Below are 12,885 nucleotides of genomic sequence, written 5' to 3'. Positions count from 1 at the left end.
TTTATTCACCGAGATGTGCTGAATAAATTTTCAACTGGCAGCACCCAAAAACGTCTATTACCCGTTTTATCTTTTAAGAATGACTTCTCGTTAACGGAACCAAAAAAAACGGTCCGTCTAGGTAATAGAGAATCCTCCCTAGCATAAGGGCGACGTAACTTATCGGTTTTTTTAGTTATAAATCGTTTAATATCTGAAATATCAGACGCTTTAAAAGTTGAATCTAATTCGCCGATTTCGACAATCCAATGGCTGCAAGCTGTAAAAATAGTATCTTTGTTTCTTGGTTCAATTAGAGCGCCATCTTCTATATAAGTTTTTAGTTTTTCAGGTAACAAGTTTTTTAACCATCGTGTTTTACCAATACCTTGAGCACCTTGAAAAACTAATACACCTTCATAATCTAAGTTGCCTTCGTTGTGCAAAACAGCAACGGCAGACATTAACCATTTATTTAAATATATATGCTTAATTTTTTCGAAGTCACCTGGCACAACAATCGTATTAATAAAATCAGTTAATCGATCCACGCCATCCCAAGGCTTTGCTTCTATCCAATCCAAGATCGGGTTATATGAATCTTTATCAGCGATAGGTAAAATATATTCTTGAGGTAAGGTTCTTTGAAGTTGGTTGCGAGCACATAAACTAGATAATTCACTTAATAACGCATTTTCTGAATTATCAACAGTGTATGAAACACCTCTGATCGAAATTTCTGTTGCTTTCGATATTTTGTTATATCTGCATTTAATATCATAACTATCAATTAAGTGTTTTAAGTTCTCTTTAGTGCCTAGTAATTTTATAGCGTTTTCAGTTTCTACTTTATGAGGAAAATCACTTTTATCTAGAAATGAATTCATACCATAGATTTTTAAACCTGCTTCTATTTCATCATTTGAAACTGACTTTAAAGCATTTTTACCCATTGATAAAATAGAGCCTTTTAAATTGGCGTCATCTTTTTTTATCGGTGAAAATCCCTTGGTTTTTTTATAGCGGTGAATCCTTGCACAGTATTATTAATGTTGTTATTATTCATTTACGCCTTCCTTTAAAAGGTGTTAATTGATTAAACCGCTTTGCAGAGCGGTTTTTTTATGCGTGCAATATTGATCTTATAAAGGTTCTAATTCTTGCTTTTAATTCTTCTGCACTTCTGAAAAAAGTTAAATCATTCCAGTCTGTACCATCTTCATTACTTGCAAATTCAGGCTTTAAATTATGAAACTCTGTATTACTACAAATAGAATTTGCTTTAGTTTGACCGGGATTTTTTATGGGTGTTAAAGTTTTGCGATCGTCGTCACTAGCAATTATTTTAATTGCATTTTTATGCCTAGCTTTGACAGCCATACAAACAGCTTCTAAATTCCCGCAATCAAAAGCGATATAAACCGTACAGCCAGTTAATTCAAAAATACTAGCCCCTGTTGCGTAACCTTCACAGACAAAAATATAATTTTCATGACCATGAATTACATGAAAACAACCTTTTTTCATACCGTCAGGTAAGAAACCTTTAAACTTTCCATTCCTAGATATTTGTTGAAGTGAAACAAGTTGATCGGTTTGATTTTGAACAGGAACAACCATCAGAGGGCCGGGGTAAACTTTAATTTCACCTTGATCTCTTTTTTCTTTACGTTCGTCAGTTGCAAAGTAATCAAAAGCTATAACAGCATCAAAGAATTTAACTCCGTATGCGCCAACACGTTTAATATCGAGGTATTCATAACGTCTAACTAATACTTCTTCTTTTTGCCAAAGTTCAGAGGCTTTATATGCAGCGGCTAATTTTTTACGTTTATCCTCTTCTTGAGATAATCGTAAACTTTCTTTCATTCTCGATTTATAGTCGTCACGTTCACGTTTTGTGAGTTCCCTTTGATCGCGGTAGAACCATTTAAAAATCTCTGCCCCATATTCTTTCCAGTCACCAAAAACCGCGAGCGGATTATCATCCATATGAAAAGTAACAAAACCAGAGGTGCTGCACCCCTTGTCATGAGGCATTTTGTAGCGATGCTGTAAGCCATCTGTTTTTATCTTATCAGGAAATTCGATCCCATATTCTTGTCGTGCATGATCTAAAAATGCGCTTACTATTTCCATAACTCCCCCTTAGAAGTTCGATTACAGTAAATATAACGGGTTTATTTTTCAGCTCATTTCGTGAATAATTTAATGCGTACCAAACTTAAAAGGATAATGTCATGCATATAGTTTCAGGAACATTAAAAGAACAGCCATTCATGAAAGACTTAGGCGAAAAAGGTTTTATGTGGATTCTTAGGTTTTCAGAGTTAACAAAGGATTTTAAAACAAGTGAGAAATGTTACGCAAATTACAAGGCTTTAATTTTTGCAAAGCACCCGGATCAAATTGCCTACTTTCAAAATAAGTTAATTGAAGGCGCTGGTGTAGTTGTGAATAGTGAAAAGCTTAAAGTTGAATTATTTTATCCTGAAAATGGCGGAGCAGTTAAGCCAACTTTAGAAATGGTAAATGCGAAGATTGAAAACATCATGCAGGGCCAGACGCTAAGCGCCCCATTAAATCAGCAAGGCGGTTTTGGTCAACAACCATAGCACCTTTACAACAAGGTGGATTCAATACACAGCAACAAGGGGGATTCAACAAACAACCAACAGCGCCAGCTCAACAAGGCGGATTCAACCAACAGCAACAAGGGGGTTATGCCCCAAAGCCACAAAACCAACGGTAAATAAATCAATTGATAATTGGTATCAGCCAAGCGCTATAAAATACTTAAGGGAGATACTAAAAAGAAAACAACAAAAAGGGCTTAACAGCCCTTTTTACTTATAGGTATAAATTAAATTTGAGTAGTGAACTTAGCTACAACTTTACCAGTAACTTTTAACTTATCGTATTCAACTGTAACAGGATTACCGGAAAAATTAATAGTGTAAGCAGATCCGTTATTAGAAACGTTTAAAACTTGGTTTTTACCATTTAGTTCACCAACATAAAAACCCGCTGTTACTTGATGTTCGCTTTTATCGATAACAAGTCGATCACCGGTTCTAAAAATATCGATTGAATTATCTTTTACTGTGAAAAGCTCTACGTTAGCTCCTAAACCTAAACTTTTACTATAAGAAACTTCATCACATAAGATCATATTATTTACAGACGCGTCATGCGCTAAAAAGTCCTCTCCTAGCAATTCACCAGTAGAGACATTTAACGCTGTAGCGATATTTAGAATAGTACCTAATTTTGGCGTCCTAACATTTGTTTCACTTTCACTTAGGTAGTTGCTAAGTGTGGGGTCGGCGATATTTACCTTTATGGCTTTCAGTGCCATTTTAAGATCGCGGGGCTTCATATCCTTAGCCCTTAAAACGTTTCTAAGGTTTTTTGAAAACCTAAATTTATTTTCCATAACATTTTCCCTACGAGTTTTATTTTTTAGCCATTTCGCAAAAATCGTACATCTTACGGCTAAAAGGGTCAAGTTTATGGGTGAAAAAAGTATTTATTAAAGCACAAACCACCCATTAAGGCTCTTTACATTCACGTTTTGAGCGTGTAAATTGCAATTTTTGGAGTTACTCTTAAATAGTAGGTAAATAAAAAAAGGCGAAATGTATATGATTAACTTCTCTTTAAATCAGGCTGGAGTTTTTGATCCTCGTGACTATCAAGAGGATGGATTAAACAAAATAATGCATCATTTAAGCAACACTTTTATTAAAGGAATTTGCGAACCCGCTTTTGTCGAATACTCCGTAGGTTATGGTAAAACAGGTATATACGCTTTTATTGCTCGCAAGGTAACTGAGGGGAATAGGTTAAGAGCATTCAAAGGCAAATCAACATTTAAAGTTTTAGTGATCGCAAGGCAAACCGAGCTTATAGATCAAAACTCTAAATTCGCTTGGTCTTCTGGTGTTCCTAATACTGTTGTAGCTTCTGATTTAAATAAAGGTAAAAACGCCAAAAATATTAAATTACAGAATGTTGTATTTGCTACTGAACAAACGTTATGGAATCGCATTGAATCAGGCATGTTTGATAACTGGACACCTGATTTAGTTTTAATAGATGAATGCCATCAATTAGATTGGAAAGATATAGTTAAATGGGCTAAAGGCGATCAAGGAGAGTCGTGCAAATCAAAAACCTACACTAAAGTAATTCTTCATTTGCTAAATAAAAACCCTAAAACACAGATTATAGGTGGTACTGGTTCGCCCTGGCGAATGAATGAATGGATAAAAGGAAATTTCTGGAAATCCTGTATTGATAGAAAAAATACTGAGGACCTAATAAACGCAGGTTGGTTGGTCCCTATACAATGGGGTGTTCCTGACGTTGAATATGACTATTCATCCGTTAAGCATGATTACAGCCAAAATGCAGAACTAAGCGAAAGTGAATTAGATGATATAGCAACAAAAGACTTATCTTTAACACATTCAATTATGCGTGAAATTGTTGAAAACTCTAAAAATCGTAGGGGCGTTTTAATTTTTTGCGCTGGAAGACATCACATTGTTGAAGCAAAAGAAAGCCTGATCGAGTCTGGTGTACCTGAAAGCCAAATAGGAGTTATAACAGATAGCACAGGCTATAAAGTTAGAACCGATATTCTCGATCGAGCAAGAGAAGGAAATTGTAAATACGTTCTTAACATTGGTGTTTTAACTGCTGGTGTAAATGTTCCTTTGTGGGATCACATTGCCCTCCTTCGCCCTATGGGATCAGTTGTCATGTTTACTCAATCAGTTGGTCGAGTACTAAGGCTTTGTGATGGTAAAGAAGACGCTTTAGTTTCTGATTACGCTGGGTGTGTTGAGCGATTAGGATTGATTACAGATCAAAAAATGTTTGCAGATGGGGTTTACAAAAAAGCCAGTGCTAAAAAAAGAATTAGAATTTGCGGCCTTTGTGAAACTGAAAATGCAAAGCAAGCAATTAAATGTAGAAATGAAACATGCGACCGCTGGTTTATTGATCCTTCAATATGCGAAAACACAGTAAATGATAATCAACAATGTAGCCATAAAAATGCACCTAGCGCTAGAATGTGTGGCGGTTGTGGCGGTTTATTACGTGATCCTAATGAAGCGTTAAACGGCAAGCATTACACCGAAGATATGTTAAAGCCTATCGTTGGTATGCAAATGTTCGCACCAAATAAAAAAGAGGTGGTGATGGAATATCATTTCGAAGATGGATTTATAGCACGCGAGCAATTTTACCCTTATAGAACCGGGCAAGTTCCTAAGTGGCAGCTTCAAAAATGGACTGATTTTTTAAAAGAGCATGCGATCGATGAATTAGCGCTTGCTGATATAAAAGCATGTAAAAACACATTTGAATTAGTTCAAGTGTCCCACCTATTTAGAACACCAAATTCAGCAACATATAGAGATAAAAAAGGTAAACAAGCCGGGCGTTTTCATATTGTCAGTTTAAAGCGCTTTGGTAATGATTTAATTAAAAATGGAGTAGCCGCCTAATGAGTTTATTTAATGATTAAAAAAGACTATACACACCGCCAATTCTTAAAGCGATTACCAGAAGAAATTCCTTTGTTTATTGGCGAAAAAATTAAACCATGCCCGGCAGAAGATGACGATCTAATCTCTGTTATTGATTGGTTTAAATGCAAATGGCCTCAACACGCATTATCAATCATGCACCCCACTAACGAAACAATGGCAGCACATGCCGGGTATTATCGTCAGAGAAAAGCCAAGGGGTTACTAGAAGGCGCACATGATATTGTTTTATTTCTTCCCGCTGGTAACTACCCTTTCGCTACATTCGAATTAAAAAAAGCCGATCACAGTTCAAAAGTTACTGAACAACAAATACAAGTGGCATTAACAAACATCAATAACGGTGCATTCAGTTGTTTTGCGTACGGTTTAAAACAGATGAAACTCGTCATTTCAGCCTATATGAAACTTAACCACACTCTACAATTCACTTTTTGGGTTATTTATTTTCACATTTATTGTGTTTTGCTATTGCGTAAATCACTAGCGATATAAACCCACAACCCATAACGTGAAACTATTTGATTCAAGGTGAAATATGACAGAGTTGAATTCTTGCGAAATTAACCCCGAATCACTAGAAGCTATATGCAAACGCCGGGAGCGCATTGAATACCTCGAACAGCTAGAACATTCGTATAAAGCAAAACGGAAAAAGCTTGAATCAAGAGGCATACAAAAAATACGCGTTTCTATCAGTAATTATTTAGAAAACAGAGCATTAAAAAAAGAATTGGAAACTTTCGACCTATGAGATTACTTAAAGTTATTCACAATACTTTTAATATCGGTGAGTTATCAAATGCTAATTATCACGCACATAAAGGTATTAGTGGTACAGGTTTAAGCAAAATTTATGATACATCAATGCTTTCATGGCTTAAAACTGAGCGTAAATCATCAGACGCTTTAGGTTTTGGTATAGCTTCACACGCTAACTTTTTAGAGCCTGATATGTTTAATGATGAATTTTATTGTGGGTTTGATGAAAAAAAACACCCTAAAGCATTACGTACTCAAAATGATTTTAAAGCATTTCTTAGCGAAAACGGTTTAAAGGTTTCTGGATCTAAAAAAGAACAAATAGCACGTATCGTTGAGTTCACAGAAAAAACTAAAGAACCAATTCAAATTATTGACTTAATGAAGACCAAACATGACAAGGCAAACACCAATAAAATTGAAGTGTCAGCAAGAGATTTTCAGCAATTAAATTCTATGCGTGATCGGTTGTTAAGTGATCGAGTTATTGTTGATTTAATTAAAGGCGCAATGATTGAGAAATCTATAATTTGCCTTGTTGATTTCTACAATGACCTTAACCCAAAAGAGCCTAATACCGGGCAGTTTGTTTGTATTGTAAAAATTAGACCTGACATTGTAAGTAAAAAATTTGCATTAGTTGATTATAAAACTTGCCTTGATTGTTATGACAAATTTAAAAAGGACATTTTTAATTTCAATTACGATCTAAAAATGGCCTTGCAGCATGATGTGTTAAATCTTGTTTATAAAAGAAAACCTACGGTTACGCTTTTAGCACAAAACAAACTTGCACCTTCTGAATTATCGAATCCTTTTGAATATAAACCTTGGTTATTAGGTGATGAAATTTTATCTAATGGTAGAACTAAATACCTAATTGCAATCCGCCGCTACTGTGAATATCAAAACACAAAAAAACTTATCGGACAAGGCAACGAACCAGAGTATGCACCTTATTTAAACTGGGCGAGCGCTACAGCATGAGTTTAATTCCCGGAGCAGAAAAAGAGGAAAAAATATTACTCCTTATTTCATTAACAAGCATTAAGAGCGAAGGAATTAAAACAGCCCTGATTGAATATTACGTGAAAGGCTATTGCGACTCTTTAGTTATTGGGTTGAATTTTATTAGCCAGAGTAACTTTAGTCGAAGCTTAAAAACTTTAAACAAAGTCGCATCAACAGTAAATGAAATTAAAGATCTAGATTGGGCAAGATTCAAGAAAGAAAACACTTAACAGAATTATAAATTTAAACTTAGGAAAACACGCATGACTCAAACAAGCCAGTTATCAGTACAAAGAACCACAGCAATGTCTCTAATTCATGATCAGGCAGCTATGGGAAATATAGATCAGTTTGCCAGCTATATGGCTGCGGGTGATTTAATGACACCAAAGCAATTTAAAAATAAACCAGCCGATTGCTTTATGGTAACAATGCAAGCTATGCAATGGGGTATGAATCCTTTATCTGTTGCAACACAAGTTTACCCAGTGAATGGTAATTTAGCGTATGGCTCACAGTTAATCATTGCGATTATTTTACAGTCAGGAATGGTTGAGGCTCGACCACACTATCAATGTGTAGGTGATTGGGACAGTAAAGGCCGCTTAATTGGCGATAAATTCGAAAATGAAAAAGGCTTAGGTGTAAAGGTAGGCTTTAAATTTAAAGGTGATTCTAATGTCACTTATGGTGAAACTATTTTTTTAGCAGACCAAACGATCCGAAATTCCCCGCTTTGGAAAACTGCGACATATCAACAGCTTTGTTATTTAGGCGCTAAACATTGGTCAAGGTTATACATGCCAGGGGCAACTATGGGTTTGTATAGTGAAAGTGAAGCACAGACAGATTCACAAATTCAAGAGCGCGATGTAACGCCAACTATGGATGCCTCCCATGTAGATGTAGATTTCAATACAGCTGAATCAATGGCAGAGCATAAAGAGGTTCTAAAAGAAATAATCACCAGTGAAGAAATTAAACCAGAAAGCACAAGCGAAGCGACTGTAGAAGCTCAAAGCTTAGAAAAAGAAATTAAGAACGAAAATACAGTAATCGAAGGTGAATTAGTTGATTCTGAAATAACAGAAGAAGCAGCTTTAGACGTTGAAGGCATACCGTTAAATCTTGAAATTCACACTGGTACTAAATTAAAAGATGGTACATGGAGGCTAAATAAAAAAGGAAAAGAGCTTTTAGCGCAAACAATGAAAGAGGAAGCGGAGTTTTTAGAAGCTAAACAAAAGCAAGCAGAAAAAAAACAACCAGCTAAAACAAGCGGATTTAAGAAGAAACCTGAGCCACAACCTGAACCAGAGAGTCTAGAACGGTATGTTATTGCGATTCACAAAGAAGCTCAAAGCGTTATCGGTGAGGACCCTTTATTAGTTCAAGAACTTAACGAAAAAGAGAGAGAAGTATTAGTTAATAATGAATGGTTTCCGATCGAAGATGAAGACAATACCTATTTAGTTTTTTGTGATGAAGACGGTAATTTCAACGAAGACGACATCGAAGATAGTCCATTTCCGAATAAATAATTAAAGGGTAGCCGAAGAAACTCGGCTATTAAATCCGATGAAGTACAAAATGTTTAAAGTTAAGTTTTATAAAGGCTTCAAGGTCACTGGTCAAGCAACGGCGGTTTCAATGGTAGACGGTGGGGAAACAATAGAGCAAATGACTAAACATTGTTCTGAAAAATTCCCCGGTAGAAGAATTAAATTAGAAGTAAAATAAGTTAAGGAAAATTTAAAATGTCACAGCAAAATATAGAAGATCTTAAAATTGATCAAGATGCAAAAGCCCTTTTATTCTCATTAATTGCAGAAAATACACGCTTATTAGCTGAAAATATAGAGCTACAAAGCGAACCCGTAAATACAGAAGGTGCTTGTAAATATCTAGGCATTGGCAGAAAAAAACTATGGGAATTAAGCAAGGATGATCCAGCGTTTCCGCAAGCTTTAAAGTACGGAAAAGCAAACCATTACAAACGTAACGATCTAAAAAATTATAGAGATAACGTCATGCTTTCTTTAAATCATTAATACTATTTAAGCTGTGATTGAGCTAATTTTATTAGCTCACATCGCATTGTTTTTTAATTCATTAGCTATAGCTGATTCTATTAATTTCCAATATAAATTATAACCTTCTCTTTGTTCGTCAATCCAATCATGCTTATTATAAACAGCCATTACACCTTGCATTGCATGGCCTAACATTTTTTCAGTAACATGCGGCATTACACCTTGCTCACTTAATCTAGTAGAAATAGTTCTTCGTGCATCATGCGGAGTAAATTTATCTGTGTTATGAGCGTTAAATAAAGCTTCCCACATTCTTGAACAGTACCTATTAATACTATGAGTTGTCATTGGTTTACGCGGGGATCTACCCGGTATTAAAACGCCAGAACGACCGTATAGCAAACCAAGTTGATCTAGAATTAGATTCATTTTATCACTGATCGGCCTATTAAATGCCTTACCTGATTTTGAGTTTTCTTTGGGAATAGTCCAAATCATTGAATCAAAATCAAAGTGTTCCCATTCTGCTAAGCGTACTTCTGATTGGCGAGCCCCAGTTATAAAAATTAATTGCAAACACAATCTTGTTGCAGGGCTTGCTTGCGATCGTTCAACACGCAACCATAATTTTGCAACTTCATCTAATGTAAGAACCCTTTCACCTATCGATGCTTTTTCGCCAACATCTTTAATTAGCAAATTCATTACAGGGTTATTGTCTTTAACTAAGCCGCGCTTTACACCCCAAGCCATAATTGTTTTTATTCTAGTTAGAGAAACCCCTGCTAATTTAGTTGAGCCTTCTTTTTTTACATAATCAAAATATTTAAACCAATTTCCTAATTCCATATTATCCACACCGGAATTAAAGTGGCCTATAATCCATTTGTTAGCATGGTTTAAATATACGTGCTGTGTTTTCTCTTTGAACTCAGGGACCTTCTTTTCAATTCATTCTAATGTTAAGGCCTCAAGAGTTAACCCGCCCTTTTCTTCTATAAAGCTATTTTTAAGCTCTATACGTGGATCTTTTTCCTTCCTTAGCCATTCTTGAAGCTTTGGTATATAATCTTGAGCGTCTTTAATAGATATTGCGGGATAACGCCCTAAAGAAACAATAACTTGCTTACCCGCAAATCTACAGCGATATTGCCATGTAATAGTGCCTTTTTTTGATACTCTTACACTCAAGCTGTCGCGGTGTGGTAGCACACAAGGATCTTGCTCTTTACCTAGCATTTTCCTTAATTTAGTGTCGTTAATAGCCATATAAATTTTTTATACACATAAGCAAGTAAATATATACACTAATTTATACACTTTATGCCGAAATTGCAAGAAACAGTAGAAATTCATTAGAAACCAAAAAAGCAATTAAAGCACTGAAAACAAAGAGTTTACCCCCAAATGGAAACATTCGAAAACAGCACAAACCAAGATACAATCTACTGGCACGATTATGAAACTTTTGGTGCAAACCCTCAAAGGGATCGTCCTAGCCAATTTGCGGGCATTCGCACCGATTTTGATTTAAATATCATTGGGGACCCGCTCATTATTTATTGTAAGCCTGCACCTGACTTTTTACCTCATCCAGAAGCGTGTTTAATTACCGGTATTACGCCACAACATGCTCAAAAACATGGGTTAATTGAGGCTGAATTTATCAAAAAAATTCATGATGAATTTAGTGTTAATAAAACCTGTGTAGCAGGCTATAACAGTATTCGATTTGACGATGAAGTATCTCGTTATACTTTATATCGTAACTTTTTTGACCCTTATGCGCGTGAATGGCAAAACGGCAATAGTCGTTGGGATATTATTGATTTAGTCAGAGCCTGTTATGCACTTCGCCCTGAAGGCATTAATTGGCCAACTAAAGAGGATGGTAGCCCGAGCTTTAGATTAGAAGAGCTAACTAAAGCGAATGGTATTGAACACGCAGCTGCTCATGATGCACTATCAGATGTATTAGCAACAATAGAATTAGCTAAGTTAATTAAACAAAAGCAGCCTAAATTATATGAGTTCATTTTTAATTTAAGAACTAAAAAGCAAGTTGCTGAGCTAATTGATATCCATAATATGACCCCTATCGTGCATACTTCTTCTATGATCCCTTCTACGCAAGGTTGTACAAGTTGGATGGCACCGATGGCTTTTCATCCGGTTAATAAAAACGCGGTTATTTGTTATAACTTAACTTATGATCCAGCACCATTACTTGAGTTAAGCGCACAAGAGATCCACTCTCGTTTATATACTCCAAAGGCTGATTTATCGCCTGACGAATTACCAATAGGTTTAAAACTTGTTCATATAAACAAATGCCCTGTCGTTGCACCAGCAAAAACATTATTACCTGAAAATGCACAGCGCCTAGGAATAGATAGAGAGCAATGTTTAAAAAATCTGGCTAATTTAAAGGCGGATTCTGCATTAAGACAAAAAGTAATTGATGTATTTTCCTTGCAAAGAGATTTTCCCGAAATCACTAACCCTGATTATCAGTTGTATAACGGTTTTACATCACGCAATGATAAACAATTATTTGAAGTGATCCATGAAACTAAACCTGATAATTTAGGTGATTTACAACTAGATTTTGAAGATGACAAATTTACAATGATGTTTTTTCGCTATCGTGCACGTAATTGGCCTGAAACACTTGAGTCTCAAGAGTTAGACACTTGGCGAACATACTGTAAAGATAAGATAATGAATGGTGAAGATCAGCCATCTATTGATGCACAAGACTTTATGCTAACATTAGAGAGCTTAGTGCATGAACATGAGGGTGATGATAATAAATTATCCATATTAAAGTCGCTTTATCATTACGCGCAAAATCTTTAATTAAAACAGTAATGAGCGGTTATAATATACTAAATAGCGCTTATTAAAAATCCCACCCTGCAGTGGGATTTTTAATAATGAGATAATTGATTTAATCGGTTTAAAACATATCTCGAGTAAAAGCTCGGTCCATTTTTTCAAACATCTCTTTTAACAAGCTCGCCAATTCAAAGTACTTAGGTCTTGCACTACTTATTCTCGGTTGATGTCCATTTTCTTGCATTTTAACTTTTATTTCTCGGTACCAATGAGCCAAACCAGGAGGCAAATCAGTATCAGAGCGTTTGCCTAACCACATTAGCCCTTGAATAGGTAGTGATAAAAAAAACAAACTACATGCTAAAGCTTGTGGTAAATATTCAACACCAAAATGTTGAATGTGAACCAACATACTTATTAATGCCAATGCAGGCATAACGAGCATGGCCAATTGCGTTGCTTTAATCACTCGACGCTCTATAAATATAGGAGCTAACTCAATGCGATCTGGCCATAATTTACTGTATTTTTGGCCTTCTCTTATTTGCACCATCAAAGTTTTTTGCATAGTGACTCCTTATCAAATAACTTACTAAAAATTGGTCTAAATCAATTCAAAAAATCATATATAGTATAGACTATACCACAGCTAAGAGAATTGTCCTTATCACCTTAGTGTTAACAGCAATTCTCGCTCAATA

General features: G+C 35.5%; 16 protein-coding genes. 10 read left to right on the top strand and 6 right to left on the bottom strand.

What is annotated here, in order from left to right:
• Positions 1-5: 5 nt before the first annotated feature.
• Positions 6-932 (bottom strand): VapE domain-containing protein, encoded by a 927-nt coding sequence (locus tag CJF42_RS22770; protein ID WP_095368856.1) that lies wholly within the window; start codon positions 930-932, stop codon positions 6-8.
• 169 nt (positions 933-1,101) lie between these two features.
• Positions 1,102-2,118: a toprim domain-containing protein gene (locus CJF42_RS22765; protein WP_095368855.1), complete on the bottom strand. Its 1,017-nt coding sequence runs from the start codon at positions 2,116-2,118 to the stop codon at positions 1,102-1,104.
• A gap of 101 nt (positions 2,119-2,219) precedes the next feature.
• On the opposite strand from CJF42_RS22765, the gene CJF42_RS22760 reads away from it, so the two are divergent.
• Complete coding sequence (locus CJF42_RS22760; protein ID WP_095368854.1) at positions 2,220-2,594, top strand: hypothetical protein; 375 nt, start codon at positions 2,220-2,222, stop codon at positions 2,592-2,594.
• A gap of 248 nt (positions 2,595-2,842) precedes the next feature.
• Here the strand turns inward: CJF42_RS22760 and CJF42_RS22755 are convergent, their stop codons facing one another.
• Positions 2,843-3,415, bottom strand: a complete 573-nt coding sequence (locus tag CJF42_RS22755; RefSeq protein ID WP_095368853.1) for a helix-turn-helix domain-containing protein — start codon at positions 3,413-3,415, stop codon at positions 2,843-2,845.
• A 208-nt stretch (positions 3,416-3,623) separates the two neighbouring features.
• On the opposite strand from CJF42_RS22755, the gene CJF42_RS22750 reads away from it, so the two are divergent.
• Genes CJF42_RS22750 through CJF42_RS22720 form a run of 8 tightly spaced genes read left to right on the top strand, consistent with a single transcriptional unit; the run spans position 3,624 to position 9,364 of the window.
• Positions 3,624-5,498 (top strand): DEAD/DEAH box helicase, encoded by a 1,875-nt coding sequence (locus tag CJF42_RS22750; RefSeq protein WP_170940722.1) that lies wholly within the window; start codon positions 3,624-3,626, stop codon positions 5,496-5,498.
• Between the two features lie 12 nt (positions 5,499-5,510).
• On the top strand, positions 5,511-6,035 hold the full coding sequence (locus tag CJF42_RS22745; RefSeq protein WP_095368851.1) for a hypothetical protein: 525 nt from the start codon (positions 5,511-5,513) through the stop codon (positions 6,033-6,035).
• Positions 6,036-6,078: 43 nt separating this feature from the next.
• Positions 6,079-6,294 carry a hypothetical protein gene (locus CJF42_RS22740; RefSeq protein ID WP_095368850.1) on the top strand — a complete coding sequence of 72 codons (216 nt, stop codon included), beginning with the start codon at positions 6,079-6,081 and terminating at the stop codon, positions 6,292-6,294.
• Positions 6,291-7,289 carry a PD-(D/E)XK nuclease-like domain-containing protein gene (locus CJF42_RS22735; protein WP_095368849.1) on the top strand — a complete coding sequence of 333 codons (999 nt, stop codon included), beginning with the start codon at positions 6,291-6,293 and terminating at the stop codon, positions 7,287-7,289. Before CJF42_RS22740 ends, CJF42_RS22735 begins: the two co-directional genes overlap by 4 nt.
• Positions 7,286-7,543 carry a PapB/FocB family fimbrial expression transcriptional regulator gene (locus tag CJF42_RS22730; RefSeq protein WP_095368848.1) on the top strand — a complete coding sequence of 86 codons (258 nt, stop codon included), beginning with the start codon at positions 7,286-7,288 and terminating at the stop codon, positions 7,541-7,543. Before CJF42_RS22735 ends, CJF42_RS22730 begins: the two co-directional genes overlap by 4 nt.
• Positions 7,544-7,576: 33 nt before the next feature.
• A complete protein-coding gene (locus CJF42_RS22725) occupies positions 7,577-8,854 on the top strand; it encodes a recombinase RecT (protein ID WP_095368847.1) in 1,278 nt (425 codons plus the stop codon).
• 49 nt (positions 8,855-8,903) lie between these two features.
• On the top strand, positions 8,904-9,053 hold the full coding sequence (locus CJF42_RS27760) for a hypothetical protein (protein ID WP_212668851.1): 150 nt from the start codon (positions 8,904-8,906) through the stop codon (positions 9,051-9,053).
• Positions 9,054-9,070: 17 nt separating this feature from the next.
• Complete coding sequence (locus tag CJF42_RS22720; RefSeq protein WP_095368846.1) at positions 9,071-9,364, top strand: hypothetical protein; 294 nt, start codon at positions 9,071-9,073, stop codon at positions 9,362-9,364.
• A 36-nt stretch (positions 9,365-9,400) separates the two neighbouring features.
• Here the strand turns inward: CJF42_RS22720 and CJF42_RS22715 are convergent, their stop codons facing one another.
• Together CJF42_RS22715 and CJF42_RS28845 are read right to left on the bottom strand one after the other, a co-directional pair.
• Entirely contained in the window at positions 9,401-10,195 is a 795-nt protein-coding gene (locus CJF42_RS22715) for a tyrosine-type recombinase/integrase (RefSeq protein WP_252097710.1), read from the bottom strand.
• Between the two features lie 102 nt (positions 10,196-10,297).
• Entirely contained in the window at positions 10,298-10,615 is a 318-nt protein-coding gene (locus tag CJF42_RS28845; protein ID WP_252097709.1) for an Arm DNA-binding domain-containing protein, read from the bottom strand.
• Positions 10,616-10,753: 138 nt separating this feature from the next.
• Here CJF42_RS28845 and sbcB point away from each other — a divergent pair, with 138 nt between their 5' ends.
• Entirely contained in the window at positions 10,754-12,205 is a 1,452-nt protein-coding gene (gene sbcB / locus CJF42_RS22710; protein ID WP_095368845.1) for an exodeoxyribonuclease I, read from the top strand.
• Between the two features lie 100 nt (positions 12,206-12,305).
• On the opposite strand, the gene yfbV is transcribed toward sbcB, so the two are convergent.
• Positions 12,306-12,752, bottom strand: coding sequence for a terminus macrodomain insulation protein YfbV (gene yfbV, locus CJF42_RS22705; RefSeq protein ID WP_095368844.1), 447 nt, complete (start codon positions 12,750-12,752; stop codon positions 12,306-12,308).
• Positions 12,753-12,885 lie beyond the last annotated feature (133 nt).

This window comes from Pseudoalteromonas sp. NBT06-2 (genome assembly GCF_002276045.1).
GTDB lineage: Bacteria > Pseudomonadota > Gammaproteobacteria > Enterobacterales > Alteromonadaceae > Pseudoalteromonas.
Note: the sequence above shows the minus strand (reverse complement) of the source record. Positions and strands in the feature narration are given on the sequence as shown.

What these genes read in the sequence shown, in the direction of transcription:
- CJF42_RS22770 (WP_095368856.1), bottom strand. Translation starts at nt 932, where the DNA reads ATGGGTAAAAATGCTTTAAAGTCAGTTTCAAATGATGAAATAGAAGCA.
- CJF42_RS22765 (WP_095368855.1), bottom strand. Translation starts at nt 2,118, where the DNA reads ATGGAAATAGTAAGCGCATTTTTAGATCATGCACGACAAGAATATGGG.
- CJF42_RS22760 (WP_095368854.1), top strand. Translation starts at nt 2,220, where the DNA reads ATGCATATAGTTTCAGGAACATTAAAAGAACAGCCATTCATGAAAGAC.
- CJF42_RS22755 (WP_095368853.1), bottom strand. Translation starts at nt 3,415, where the DNA reads ATGGAAAATAAATTTAGGTTTTCAAAAAACCTTAGAAACGTTTTAAGG.
- CJF42_RS22750 (WP_170940722.1), top strand. Translation starts at nt 3,624, where the DNA reads ATGATTAACTTCTCTTTAAATCAGGCTGGAGTTTTTGATCCTCGTGAC.
- CJF42_RS22745 (WP_095368851.1), top strand. Translation starts at nt 5,511, where the DNA reads ATGATTAAAAAAGACTATACACACCGCCAATTCTTAAAGCGATTACCA.
- CJF42_RS22740 (WP_095368850.1), top strand. Translation starts at nt 6,079, where the DNA reads ATGACAGAGTTGAATTCTTGCGAAATTAACCCCGAATCACTAGAAGCT.
- CJF42_RS22735 (WP_095368849.1), top strand. Translation starts at nt 6,291, where the DNA reads ATGAGATTACTTAAAGTTATTCACAATACTTTTAATATCGGTGAGTTA.
- CJF42_RS22730 (WP_095368848.1), top strand. Translation starts at nt 7,286, where the DNA reads ATGAGTTTAATTCCCGGAGCAGAAAAAGAGGAAAAAATATTACTCCTT.
- CJF42_RS22725 (WP_095368847.1), top strand. Translation starts at nt 7,577, where the DNA reads ATGACTCAAACAAGCCAGTTATCAGTACAAAGAACCACAGCAATGTCT.
- CJF42_RS27760 (WP_212668851.1), top strand. Translation starts at nt 8,904, where the DNA reads ATGTTTAAAGTTAAGTTTTATAAAGGCTTCAAGGTCACTGGTCAAGCA.
- CJF42_RS22720 (WP_095368846.1), top strand. Translation starts at nt 9,071, where the DNA reads ATGTCACAGCAAAATATAGAAGATCTTAAAATTGATCAAGATGCAAAA.
- CJF42_RS22715 (WP_252097710.1), bottom strand. Translation starts at nt 10,195, where the DNA reads ATGGAATTAGGAAATTGGTTTAAATATTTTGATTATGTAAAAAAAGAA.
- CJF42_RS28845 (WP_252097709.1), bottom strand. Translation starts at nt 10,615, where the DNA reads ATGGCTATTAACGACACTAAATTAAGGAAAATGCTAGGTAAAGAGCAA.
- sbcB (WP_095368845.1), top strand. Translation starts at nt 10,754, where the DNA reads ATGGAAACATTCGAAAACAGCACAAACCAAGATACAATCTACTGGCAC.
- yfbV (WP_095368844.1), bottom strand. Translation starts at nt 12,752, where the DNA reads ATGCAAAAAACTTTGATGGTGCAAATAAGAGAAGGCCAAAAATACAGT.